The organism is Anaerophilus nitritigenes, from assembly GCF_004138215.1.
Lineage (GTDB): Bacteria > Bacillota > Clostridia > Peptostreptococcales > Thermotaleaceae > Anaerophilus > Anaerophilus nitritogenes.
The window spans coordinates 1-13,706 of the sequence record NZ_RYYS01000057.1 but is presented as its reverse complement, the minus strand read 5'-3'; the positions used below and the strand labels follow the sequence as shown (position 1 = coordinate 13,706).

Below are 13,706 nucleotides of genomic sequence, written 5' to 3'. Positions count from 1 at the left end.
TCTCTAATAAAGTAATGGAGCGGGATTATGAACAATCCCACCCCAACTATTGACATAGAGCCAAACATAAAAAGTCCTATTGTTATTGAATCAACAATAGGACTTTTTATGTTTTAAGAATTTTATAAATTTTTATTTTACATGCTCAAATCTTCCAGTAAAAAATCTTAATACTGGTGGCTCATAAGTAAATTTTAATCCTTTAATTTCATCTTTTCTCTTATATGTATTAATAATAGCATCTGCAACATAATCTAAGTGTGCATAACTATATACTCTTCTAGGTAATGTCAATCTTACTAATTCTAATTTAGGAAAGTATTCATTTCCTTGTTTGTCTCTACCAGCAGAAATATTTCCTCTTTCCATAGTTCTAACTCCAGCCTCGATGTATATTTCAGCTGCTAATACTTGAGCTGGATATTCACTTTGTGGAATATGTGGTAAAAACTTTTTAGCGTCCAAAAATACTGCATGACCACCTATTGGTCGAACAATTGGAATTCCTGCTTCTATTAATTTGTCTCCTAAATATTTTACTTGTTCTACTCTATGTCTAATATAATTATAATCTAATGCTTCCTTGAGTCCAATTGCAAATGCTTCCATATCTCTTCCACTCATACCACCATAGCTTGGCATTCCTTCATATACTACTACTAATGCAGCCGCTTTATGATAAAGATCATCTTCATTCATTGCTAAAAATCCACCAATATTTACTATTCCATCTTTTTTTCCTGACATAGTAGCACCATCTGCATAAGAAAACATTTCTTTCACAATATCAGCAATAGATTTGTCTTTATATCCTTCTTCTCTTGTTTTAATAAAATAAGCATTTTCTACATATCTTGTACAATCAAACATTACTCTAATACCATGTTTATGAGATAATTCATGAACTTCTCTTAAGTTTTTCATACTTACTGGTTGACCACCTGCTAAGTTTACAGTTACCCCAACACATATATACGGAATATTTTCCGGTCCAACTTTTTTGATTAAATCTTCATATTTTTTTAGATCTACATTTCCTTTAAATGCTATATCCTCTTTATCTGAGATATGTGCTTCATCTATAATGACATCTACAAATGTTCCTCCATTCATCTCTTGGTGAGCTCTTGTAGTTGTAAAATACATATTTCCTGGTATATAAGTTCCTGGTTTTACTAATATTTGTGATAATAGATTTTCTGCTCCTCTACCTTGATGAGTTGGCACTACATGTTTAAATCCCATAATATCTTGAACAGTTTTTTTCAAATGATAAAAATTCTCACTTCCTGCATAAGCTTCATCACCCATCATAATTCCTGCCCATTGTCTGTCACTCATAGCATTTGTTCCACTATCTGTTAATAAGTCAATATATACGTCTCTTGAATTAAGTAAAAATGTATTATAGCCTGCTTTTTGAATTGCTTTGATCCTTTCTTCTTTTGGTAACATTCTTAATGGCTCCACCATTTTAACTTTGTAAGGTTCTGGCATGTACTTCATTTTATACTCCTCCTCGATTTATAATATTTATATTTTATCTTATGGCCTACAACTCTTATCTTTAACTCTTGAAAGCTAAAAATAAGAATTGTAAGCATCTAGATAACAAAACCTAGGATTTCAATGAAATAAAATCTAACCAATTCCACCAAAGATTATGCCTAATACAAATATTGCTATTGAAATAGGTACATATAAATATTTTGCTATGGATATCAATGTGGAACCATGTACCTTTTGACTTCCTTTATTTAATTCATCTAGCATATCTTCATTACCTAAAATATAATACCAAGAAAATGCTCCTAATACTGCTCCAAATGGGATTACATATATTGAAATCACATCCATCCACATTCCAACTAATGGTTCTGCTTCAATAAATATTCCAATCCCTAAACAAATTACTGCCAAAAGTATAATGACTGTTTTTCTATTGAGTTTAAACCGATTTTGTATAGATTCACCAACTACTTCAAACATATTTTGAAGAGAACTAATTCCTGCAAATATTACTGATAAGAAAAATATTATAGCAAACAATCTACCAAATGGAATTTGAGCTAAGATCTTTGGAATTGTAATAAACATTAAAGGTGGTCCTGCATTAGGAGGAATATTAAATGCAAAGCATGCTGGAATCACTACAAATGCTGAAACCAAAGCTGCTACGACATCAAATATACCTGTCGATAATGCTCCACTTACAATATCTTCATCAGGACTTAAATAAGCTCCATATACAATCATACCGCTCCCTGTAATAGATAGTGAAAAAAATGCTTGCCCCATAGCCATAATCCATGTAATAGGTTTGAATACATAGGACCAATCTGGAATCAATAAATACTTATATCCAGCTTGTGCACCAGGTAAAAATCCAACTCGAATTGCTAATATTAAAAATAAAATGAAAAAAGCTGGCATCATAACTTTATTTGTTTTTTCTATACTCTTAGCACCTACTACTAAAGTTAATAATGTACCAATTACTACTATACTATGCCAAGGCAAACTTCCAAAAGCTCCTGTTGCTTGAGAGAAAAATTCTGCTGAATCTATTTGAAATAATGTACCTGTTACTGCTCCTCCTAAAGTTCTTAATACCCATGATACTATAATTGCATATCCTATGGCAATACCCATTGAACCAAATAATGGAATGTATCCTAAAGCCAATCCTAGTTTACCTTTACCTTTTTTATCCCAAGCATATTCATAAGCTCCTAATGTTCCTGTATTTGCACGTCTACCTATAGCAAATTCTGCTGATAATCCAACATAAGAAAACAAAGCAATAAAAAACAAATAAATAAGTAAAAATGCTGCTCCTCCATATTGTCCAACACGATAAGGAAACATCCAAATATTAGCCATTCCTACTGCTGAACCTACACAAGCTAAAATAAAACCAATTTTACTATTAAACCTCCTATTTGTATTCATTGAATTTTGATCCTTACTCATAATTCCCTCCTATTTCTTAAATTTGTTATACTATACTCTACTTAATCCATAAATATTCTACAAATCATAAAGTATTTTACAAATCATAAAATATGGCTTATTTATTTGAATAGTTAATTTTTACCATATTAATATCTTCTGGAAATTTAAAACATATACACACTCTTCTTTAGTTCTCTATCTTTACTTCAATTCCTTTAATTTTTTTATCTCTCTCCCTCTAAATATAATAATTATTCAAAATCATTTTTTTCATGTACAACAAAGTACAGGGACGCAGTTTACTATAATATTATTTTATATATAGGTATAATAAATAAACTTAACAAAGTAGTAATCATGATCATAACCGCAGCATATTGATAATCTGCATCATAAGATTTTGCTACAATAGCTGTATTAGTAATCACAGGCATAGCTGCTTGAATAATAAATACATTTTTCATCAATTGAGATAACGGAAAAAATTTACATAACAATACTATCAATAAAGGTGATATTATAAATCTTCCTAATAAGACCCCCCACACATCTTTATCAAAAGAAATACCTTTTAAGTCTATATAATATATTGTATTTCCTATAAATAACATAGATAGCGGAGTAGTTAAATTACCTAAGTATTTACAAGTGTCCATCACAAATTTAGGTAATGGAATAGACAAAAGTATGAATAAAATAGCTACTATAAATCCCATCAGAGGAGGTGAAACGATTCTTTTTATAGTATTCATTGATAACAAAGCTTGAGTATCTTTTCCTCCATCTTTACTAATTTCAAAAATACCTATCGTCCAAAAAAAAGTAGTATTGGCTATGTAGTATAATAAAACATAAGGAATACTTTCTGAACCAAATAAAGCTAAATTCACTGGCAAACCAATAAATATAGTATTAGATACAAAGAACATAGATAAAAAAGAACCTCTCCTATTTGGTGTAATATTGAAAATTTTTATAAATACTTTTCCTAATAAATAACTAATAGAGATCGAGAAAAAAGGAATAATCAAACCTCTTCTTAAGTTTAAAAGTTTTGCTCTATCAAAATCTGACATTATATTATAAAGCATCATCGCTGGTAATGATATATTAATAACAATTTTTGAAAATACTTGAGCTCCTAACTTATCTATCCATCCTTTTTGAGTCAATATGTATCCAATGAATATCATAATAACAATACTAAATATACTACCAAAAGCATTGAAAAATTCCATAAAAAATTCCTCCTCGATCTTTCTTATCCATATATGCTAAATAACTTTTTTCTAATGAAATTGATTTAATTTTTCTCCTAATAGATTTACTTGAATCTTTATATTTTCTAATGACTTTATAGCCCCTTCCATCAAACTTCTTTGATGATGTATAAAGTTTTGAATTTCCTCACCTGAAGCTGAAGTTTCCTGGGATACCGCTGCCATATTTGTAATTGATTTTTCTATTTCTAAATTTTTTATATTCAACTCGTTTAATTGCTCATAAATTTCTTTAAAGGATTTTTCAAATTCAATATATATATCACTCGATACCTCAAAAGACTTTTCTACATTTTCAGAAGATATGATCTGCTCATCAATAGCCATATTCACATCTTTAATAGACTTAGAAACCTTTTGAGAAATATTTTGAATAGAATCTACAATCTTACCTATCTTGTTGGTAGATTTTCCAGTCTCTTCTGCTAGTTTACGAATTTCATCCGCTACAACGGCAAACCCACGTCCTCCTTCTCCTGCCCTTGCTGCTTCAATAGAAGCATTGAGTGCTAGTAAATTTGTTTGTGAAGCAATTCCGTCAATTGTTTCTACAATGTTTCCTATATTTTGAGTATTTTCATTTAGCTCAGCCACAACAACTGTAATTTCATCAGAAACTTTTTTGGCATCATTAGATTTACACCTTAATTCCTCTAGATTTTTTTGATTCTCTTTATTTATTAAATTAACTTCTTTTGTTTTAGATACCAATTTTGTAGTATTTACATTAATATTTTCTATAAGTTTAGAAATATTTCCTACGTAAGAAGCACCTCTAACTGCATCCTCTGATTGTTGATATATTCCACTAGACACATCTTCTATAGTCACTTCTACTTTATCTGAAAAGTTCTTTACATGATCTAAGTCTTTTTCTGTAATTTCCATATTGTCAAATACAGCATTAAAAGTTTTCTTTGTATCCTTTAAAGCTACTTCTACACTTTCACTTGCCCTATTTAATTTTTCAAATACCTCTTTAAATGATATATATTTGGAATCTGTTCTAAATGAAAAACGCCCCTTTGACATTTCGTCAATATGATTAATAACAACATTAAGAATGTTCATCAATCGACGATAGACTAAAAATATTAACATTCCAATCAATGGAATAAAAATATACATAATTGTTATAGAAGCTTTATTTACTTCTTTTGAATAAGCTAATACATCTTGTTTGTCCACCATTCCTACTAATGTTAAATTTGTATCGGGTAACTTAATAGCTATGGCCTTATACTCTCCAGGATACATCTGAGATTTTAGTTCTTCTGTAAAAATATATGAGGGTATATTATCTAATAGATTTCCATCTCCATTTAGGTCTTCAATTTGATTTTCAAGTTCTCCTAAATCTTCTATATTTTTTGCATTTTTCACTTCCTTTGGTATATAAATTTCTACATTTTTTCCTATATCAAAAAACTTAATACCTATTTGAGTAGAATCCTTTGCATAATCTACAATATCTTGATTAAAGTGCCATCTTCCTACAGATGATTTTTCTTGTTGAGTATTAAAATTTTTATCTGATACAATTTTACCATTCCAATCTATGAGCTGATAAAATCCATTTTTCAAAAGCTTTTTTGATCCAATAGATTCATTGATTTCATTTGCAAAATAATCTATCGCCATTGATCCAATAGCTTGATTATTATTATCCATAACAGGAACAGCTACTGTAATCATTTGTATATTTGTTAAAACATCTCTATATACATCCGACCAATACGTTTTATGGTCCTCTACAGGCATCCAGTACCAATCTTTTTTGGCCCCATTGTCACTATATTGTGGATCATAGCCCTCTAACTCTTCATTAGGAGTAATAGCAGACAATACCCTTTTATTTTTATCTCCTATGTAAATATCAACAATATCTTTCTCTTTAGTATAATAAGCTTTTAGTAAAATATTTTCTACTCTATTTTCATAATCTATAGAGTCAGAGAAATTTTTTATCTCTGGATTACTAGCTAACATATAAGCTGCTTCTTCGTATCCTTTTAAAATATTTTCAATACTTTCTTTAGATATTTTAATTTCATCAATTAAAATATCATTGAGCATAGTATTAATCTGTGTTTGAGTCTTTATTGAATAAGTAAAATAAATTCCTGTAAACAAAAAAATCAAAGCTAGCAATATTAAAATTATAACATTCTTCTTAAATCTTATTAATTTCATACATATTCTCCCCTTTTCATAAAACCATTGATCTCATATTTATTCTAAGTAATGATTCCACCTCCTTTTTAATATTATAACAAAAATTTACAAAAGTAAAAATGCTCATATAGATACACACCAAAATTACTATTTAGCTATATACGGAGAAAGGAACAGTTGCTTAACCGTCCCTTTGTTTATATGTTTATGTTTATAATTTGAATTTTAAATAAAGCTATCTATCTCTTGGGCGATACTTAGAAGTCCTTTACTTTCATTTTATATTTCAGCAATAGATGCCACCTATTCTTCCTCTATACTTATTTCAATGACTTCCATACTTTCTACTGCTTCATCTATTAACTTCTCTACCTCAAGATTACTTTCAGAACTTAAAATTCTTTCAAGTCTTGGCTTCGTTACAGGTCTTTTAGGTAAGAATACCGTACAACAATCTTCATGCGGCCGAATTGAAGTTTCAAATGTATCAATTTTTTTTGCAATATCCATAATATCTACTTTATCTAATGCAATCAAAGGTCGAAAAACTGGAAGATCTACTGCATGATTTGTTACAGTAAGTCCTTGAATGGTTTGACTTGCAACTTGTCCAATACTTTCTCCTGTTATTAACGCATTTGCCTCTCTTTGTAAAGCTATTTTTTGTGCAATTTTCATCATAAATCTTCTTGATAAAATAGTCATCTCTTCTTCTGGACACTTTTCATTAATTTCTTTTTGAATAGGTAATAAGTTTACACAATGAAGTTTTATATTTCCACAATACTGACAAAGGATTTTTGCCAAATCTATTACTTTTTCTTTTGCTCTCTCACTAGTAAAAGGATAACTATGATAGTGAACTGCTTCAATATCCATACCTCTCTTTGCCATCATCCATGCAGCTACTGGACTATCAATTCCTCCAGATAATAATACCATTGCTTTTCCATTTGTGCCTAACGGAAGACCTCCATATGCTGGAATTTTCTTAGAATAGATATAAGCCTTATCTCTAATATCTACATAAAGAGTCATTTCTGGATTATGGACATCTACTTTTAAATTTTGTGTGTGCGATAAAATAAATCCTCCTATTTCTCTACATAATTCAGGAGATGTAAAAGGAAAACTTTTATCACCTCTTCTTGCTTCTACTTTAAATGTTTTTATATCCTCTTCTTCCATTCTTTCTTGTATATGCACTAGAGCACCTTCATATATATTTTCCATATCTTTTTGTATTTTATAGGTAGGACTTACAGATACAATTCCAAATACTTTTTTCACTCTTTCTATGACATCTTCTTCATCATAATTATCTATATCTACAAAAACTAGTCCTCCTACATGCTGTACACTCATTTTTCCTAAATCTTTTAAATTTCCTCTTATATGACCTAATAATTTGTTTACAAAATATGATTTGTTATGTCCTTTTAAGCCTATTTCTCCATATCGTGCAATTAATATTTTTTTCATAGGATCACCTCTTTATAATCTTTCTTAGTTCTTTTACATGTTTTTTAATTTTTTCTACTGCATAGTCTATTTCTTCTATGGTATTATGATAAGAAAAACTAAATCTTATGGCTCCTTCTATTTCTGCTTCTCCTAAGTTCATAGCTTTTAACACATGACTTTTACTACTTTTTTTTGACGAACAGGCTGATCCTGTAGATACATAAATACCATCTTGTTCTAAACTATGAAGAAGCACTTCACCTCTTACGCCTAAAAAACTTATATTTGCAATATGTGGAGCACTTCCTTCTTTCTCATATCCATTGATTTTTATTTCTTTGATTTCATTTTTTATCCCTTTTATGAATCTATCCTTTAATGATTGAAGCACAGATATCTTTTCATCCATATCATATAATACTGTTGCTGCCTCTCCCAATCCTAAAATCCCAGGAACATTTTCTGTTCCTGATCGGATTCCAGTCTCTTGATTTCCTCCATAAAAAATAGGCGAAATTTTTATATTTTTTCTTATATATAAAGCTCCTATTCCTTTTGGTCCATGAATCTTATGTCCACTAATAGACAAAAGATCTACTCCTAACTTTTTAGGTGTAAATTTTATTTTTCCAAAAGACTGTATTGCATCTACATGAAAAATAGGTTTTTGTTGCATCTTGTTGAGTATTTTTCCTATTTCTTCTATAGGTTGAATGGTACCTACTTCATTATTTACATGCATCATACTCACCAAAGCTATATCTTCTGATAAATTTTGTTTGAATTGTTCTACATTTATTCTTCCAAAAGAATCTACATCTATATAAACTACATGATATCCTTTATTCTCTAAATCTTCATATACACTTAATACAGAAGGATGCTCTACTTTTGTAGTAATAATTTTTTTCCCTCTTCTATGTTTTAAAGCACCCTGTATGGCCATATTATTTGATTCTGTTCCTCCAGAAGTAAAGATTATTTCTTGATCATAAACACCTAGTGCTTTAGATATTTTTTTTCTTGCATCTTTGATCATCCTTTCTACTTCTACACCTTTATGATGTAAGGATGAAGGATTTCCATAATACTTTGTAAGCGATCTTATTATTATCTGTACTACTGCTTCATTTGGTTTTGTGGTAGCACTATTATCTAGATAAACTTCCATATTTAACCTCTCCATCTTAAAAATTTATTGTCTATATCTTTCCATATTTTATATGAATCCTTTGTTTTTGTAAAGTTACTCCTAGTATAAACTTATTATTACATCCTATTCTTTGAAAATATAATTAAATTTTAATTCAAAAAAATATAAAAAAATTTGTAAAAATACTTGCTAATCTTGTCGGTTTTTGTTATAATTTGTTTAGTGGTTATCCCCCTGATAACCTCGATAATATAATCTCTATTCCCAATACCCCTTTTGAACGTAAACCAACAAAAAAACCAGTCTTCGGAGGCTGGTTTTTTTGTATTATAAAATAAATATCATTCAATTCTTGATTATCAGATAAATTTCCTCTGGTGATATTTTCATAAATCTGGTACCATATGAATAGAGTATAAAGGAGGAATTTTATGAAAAATATACATAAGGTTGCTGTCATCTTTACAGGAGGCACTATATCTATGAAAATAGATCCTCGAATATCTGCAGCTATTCCAGCTTTATCAAGTGAAGAAATTATGTCTATGGTAACAAATATTGATAAATATGCAGATATAGAAATAGTTAACTTTGCTAGAATTCCTGGCCCTCATATGACTCCACAAAGAATGATGGAACTATCTAAACTAGTCAAAAAATTAGTCAAAAGAGATGATATTACTGGTATTGTCATTACTCATGGAACAGACTCCCTTGAAGAAACAGCTTATTTATTAGATCTGACCATCAATAGCCAAAAGCCTATTATTATCGTTGGTGCCATGAGAAATAGCTCAGAACTAGGATATGATGGCTCAAGTAATCTGTCTGCTGCTATATGTACTGCTATATCTGAACAATCCAAACATAAAGGTGTATTAATTGTAATGAACAATGAATTAAATGCTGCAAGCGAAGTAACCAAAACTCATACACTAGCCCTTGATACTTTTAAATCTTTAGAATTTGGACCTTTAGGCATTGTAGATAATGATGAAGCTATTTTTTATAGGGAAATCACCAAGCACATTCATATTGAAACAGAAACTATAGAAGAAAGAGTAGATCTTATTAAAGCTGTTGCTGGAATGGATTCTCGGTTAATTAAATTTTGTGTAGATTCAGGAAGTAAGGGAATTGTACTAGAAGCTATGGGCAGGGGAAACGTTCCTCCTATGATGGTAGAAGGTATTGAATATGCTGTCTCTCATGGTGTAGTAGTAGTTATGGTATCTAGATGTCCTATGGGCAGAGTTTTAGATACTTATGGATATGAAGGTGCTGGAAGAACTTTAAGAAATCTTGGAGTAATTTTAGGAGGGAATCTTCCAGGACAGAAGGCTCGAATCAAATTAATGCTCGCTTTAAGTACTACTAATGATTTAAAGAGAATTAAAACCATATTTGAAAAAGGTTTTTATCAATAAAATTTTATAATTTAAGAAAAATCTTTTATTTCACTTGAAATTTTCATTGCTAAAAAATTTGCATATGTAATAATTACATATGCGAATTTTTTATACTAATACTTCAATAATCTCATATTCTAATGATTTATACAAATCAATAAAATTATTATTTACTTTAATTAGAGGTCTTGTAGGCATTTGTTTATTTACTAATACAATCTCAGCAATTTCTCCTGTATTAAGCCTTATAATATTTCCTACATAAAATTTAGATATATGAAAAAGAAATTGATTAGAAATATGAGGATCTAATACTCCAAATCTATTCTTTGCAATAAGTTCTGCCACTTTAAAAGGTGACTCCTTTTGCTTATAAACTCTTTGTGCTGTCATAGCATCAAATATATCTGCAATAGCAATGATCTTACCAAATTCATGAATTTTATTTTTTTTTGCCTTCATTGGATAGCCACTTCCATCCATTCTTTCATGATGTTGTAGCACACCACAGCATATATCCATATTAAATTCTTCTTGTGTCAAAATTTCATACCCTACAGTAGGATGAGTTTGAATAATATCAAACTCTTCTTTTGTTAATGTATCTGGTTTATTAATAATACGAGAATCTATTCTGCTTTTTCCAATATCATGAAGAATTGCTGCTATAGATAAATGATCTAGATCATTTTTCGTATAATTTAGCCACTTTCCAATCATAGTAGATAAAATACATACATTAATCGAGTGTTTATAAGTATAGTCATCTACCACCTTTAATTTTCTTAATCTAGACAATATATTATTATCTTCTATAACTTCCTTAATAAGTGGGCTCATAGCACTTTTCATCATTTCAACTTGTATTTTTTTTCCTAATCCAACTTCCTCATATATTTTTTTAAACTCAGAAAGACTCTTCATATAAGGGTTACTTAACTTTATATCAGGCATTGATTTCAATTTTATAGATAATTCTTCATCTATATTTTCTGACTCTTCTTTTACACATACATAAGAAATATTCATTTTTTTTATTTTTTCAATATTTTCTTTTTTAAGCACAGTTTCTTTTGTCAAAAAAATCAAATCATATTTTCCTATAATATCTTGAGCTAAAATCATTCCTGGTTTTATATCATGTGTATCTACAAACTTCATCCTATCTCCCTCTTTCAGAAAATATATAAAAACACATTTATTCATTTCTACATATTCCCTTATTTTCCTTTATTTTTTTATTTTATTCCTCTTTTGCCACAATTTGAACAATAATTTTCATCTTCTTCAAATATAGCTCCACAATAATAACAATATTCTAATCCCCTTAACGAATTTAATTTTCTTTTTATATTATTTTTTTCTCTTTCTCTTTGTTGAATTTCTTTGCATTTTATTTGAAGTTCCATAATGGGCATATCATTTTTTTTACTAAAAAAATATTCATAGATGATTTCACCAATTGATATTTTTATTTCTTGTATTTGTTTCTCCATGTTTTTTAGATCCAATTTTAATTCTGCAATTTCAATTACCTCATCTGTTTTTTGAGATAAAATTTTTGTTCCTGATGTAACTTTATCTGCTAATTTATCTAAAAAATCCATTTTATCACCTCTCTCCCTAGAATTAGTATATGTATTTTCTATTGAAAAAGCTTATTTGCATTTTAAAAGTAAAATCATTTATAATATAGAAATACAAGTATTTTTTGTAATATACTTCAACCAAAAAGGAGCTGTAGATATTGGAAATTTTAGAGTATACCATACAAGAACCTATTCCTTTACCGAAAAACTTTTTATTTTTATATAAAGATATTAATTTTGCTCTATTTGATATCGAAACTACAGGACTTAGTCCTATTTATAATCAAGTTATACTCATTGGACTTTTATATATAAAAAATGGTCATATTAATATAAAACAATTTTTTTGTGAAAATAGAAAGGAAGAAATAAATCTTTTAAAAACTTTTCAAAAAGAAATACAAAAATTTGATCTATTCATTAGTTATAATGGAGATACTTTTGATATTCCCTTTTTAAATAAAAGATTTCAATACTATGGAATACAATATTGTATACATAAATATAAAAGTCTAGATCTCTTAAAATGGATGAAAAAAACAAAGAATTTGTTTGAATTAAAAAATTGCAAACTTAAATCATTAGAAGAACATTTAGGTATTTATCGTAATGACAAAATATCTGGAAAAGAAAGTGTTTCTCTCTATGAAGCTTTTGAAAAAAATCAATATGAAAAATTAAAAAAATTAATTCTTTTACACAATTATGATGATCTATATTATTTTTCGAAAGCTTTATGTATCTTAGATCAAGCATCCTTAAATTATACATTAGAATGTTTTCCTAATATTTTTTATATAAATAATAAAAATATAGGATATATTTTTCATCCATTCATAAAAAATGGATGCTTTCATTTAGAGGGCGTATATTCAGATATAAATATAAAAAAAGATTATATTATCTATGACAATGGCTTTCATTTAGAATATGTAAAAAAATCATCTGCTTTTACTTTAAAAATTCCTCTATATAAAGGTACCCTCTCTTCAGGAATCAAATGCCTATATATAGATACATTTGATTTTTCTTTTTCATATCATATACAAAATATTTGCTCATTTATTCCTTCTAATATTATTATATTTAAGGAGGGTTCTATTATCAAGTTTGCAGAAATTCATAGATTCATTATTGATCTTCTTAGATATATTTTTACAATCCACTGATATTTTGTTGAAATGAACTAATATTTTATCTTAATATTCGTTTGATCTATTTTATAAAATATATAATTTTTGAAAACAAAAATGGTCCATAATAAAAGATCTAAATATCTTTTATTATGGACCATTTAAATTGCAAATATATTATTTGATTCAAATAGTTATTCCATAATTAAACTTATTTTCTTTTCATAAAATTGATTATATTCTTAAGATAAAAATAGCTTATATACTCATATATCTATCTTTATTTGTTAAAAATATATATTTATATGATTATGATATCATCTTATGTATTATTTTGTCAAATATTTTTTTCAACTACTTTAACAACACTACTTCTCATATTAATAAGCCCTCTATAAATCCTATATTTTTCAAACTCATCTCAGTAACTTTTAAAGTTTTTTATAAAATAAAAAAAACACACTTATATTACATAAATGTGTTTTTTTGGTGCCCAGAGGCGGAATCGAACCACCGACACGGGGATTTTCAGTCCCCTGCTCTACCGA

The 13,706-nt window shown here is 28.4% G+C and carries 10 protein-coding genes; 2 read left to right on the top strand and 8 right to left on the bottom strand.

Annotation, left to right across the window (positions count from 1 at the left end; genetic code table 11):
- Positions 1-132: 132 nt before the first annotated feature.
- From EK368_RS08640 to EK368_RS08615, 6 genes are all read right to left on the bottom strand, one after another.
- Entirely contained in the window at positions 133-1,506 is a 1,374-nt protein-coding gene (locus EK368_RS08640) for a tyrosine phenol-lyase (RefSeq protein WP_129598505.1), read from the bottom strand.
- A 135-nt stretch (positions 1,507-1,641) separates the two neighbouring features.
- Positions 1,642-2,973 (bottom strand): sodium-dependent transporter, encoded by a 1,332-nt coding sequence (locus tag EK368_RS08635; protein WP_129598503.1) that lies wholly within the window; start codon positions 2,971-2,973, stop codon positions 1,642-1,644.
- 284 nt (positions 2,974-3,257) lie between these two features.
- Positions 3,258-4,193 (bottom strand): AEC family transporter, encoded by a 936-nt coding sequence (locus tag EK368_RS08630; protein WP_129598501.1) that lies wholly within the window; start codon positions 4,191-4,193, stop codon positions 3,258-3,260.
- Positions 4,194-4,244: 51 nt separating this feature from the next.
- Positions 4,245-6,428, bottom strand: a complete 2,184-nt coding sequence (locus tag EK368_RS08625) for a methyl-accepting chemotaxis protein (RefSeq protein ID WP_129598499.1) — start codon at positions 6,426-6,428, stop codon at positions 4,245-4,247.
- Positions 6,429-6,713: 285 nt separating this feature from the next.
- Complete coding sequence (thiI, locus tag EK368_RS08620) at positions 6,714-7,892, bottom strand: tRNA uracil 4-sulfurtransferase ThiI (protein WP_129598497.1); 1,179 nt, start codon at positions 7,890-7,892, stop codon at positions 6,714-6,716.
- A 4-nt stretch (positions 7,893-7,896) separates the two neighbouring features.
- Complete coding sequence (locus EK368_RS08615) at positions 7,897-9,045, bottom strand: cysteine desulfurase family protein (protein ID WP_129598495.1); 1,149 nt, start codon at positions 9,043-9,045, stop codon at positions 7,897-7,899.
- Between the two features lie 422 nt (positions 9,046-9,467).
- Between EK368_RS08615 and EK368_RS08610 the strand changes: the two genes are divergently transcribed.
- The gene (locus EK368_RS08610; protein WP_165000389.1) at positions 9,468-10,454 is read left to right on the top strand and encodes an asparaginase; all 987 of its coding nucleotides are present in this window, start codon (positions 9,468-9,470) and stop codon (positions 10,452-10,454) included.
- Between the two features lie 90 nt (positions 10,455-10,544).
- Here EK368_RS08610 and EK368_RS08605 read toward each other — a convergent pair whose 3' ends face one another.
- On the bottom strand, positions 10,545-11,597 hold the full coding sequence (locus EK368_RS08605) for an HD-GYP domain-containing protein (protein ID WP_165000388.1): 1,053 nt from the start codon (positions 11,595-11,597) through the stop codon (positions 10,545-10,547).
- 77 nt (positions 11,598-11,674) lie between these two features.
- Entirely contained in the window at positions 11,675-12,043 is a 369-nt protein-coding gene (locus EK368_RS08600) for a hypothetical protein (RefSeq protein ID WP_129598489.1), read from the bottom strand.
- A gap of 140 nt (positions 12,044-12,183) precedes the next feature.
- Between EK368_RS08600 and EK368_RS08595 the strand changes: the two genes are divergently transcribed.
- The gene (locus tag EK368_RS08595; protein WP_165000387.1) at positions 12,184-13,194 is read left to right on the top strand and encodes a ribonuclease H-like domain-containing protein; all 1,011 of its coding nucleotides are present in this window, start codon (positions 12,184-12,186) and stop codon (positions 13,192-13,194) included.
- Positions 13,195-13,706 lie beyond the last annotated feature (512 nt).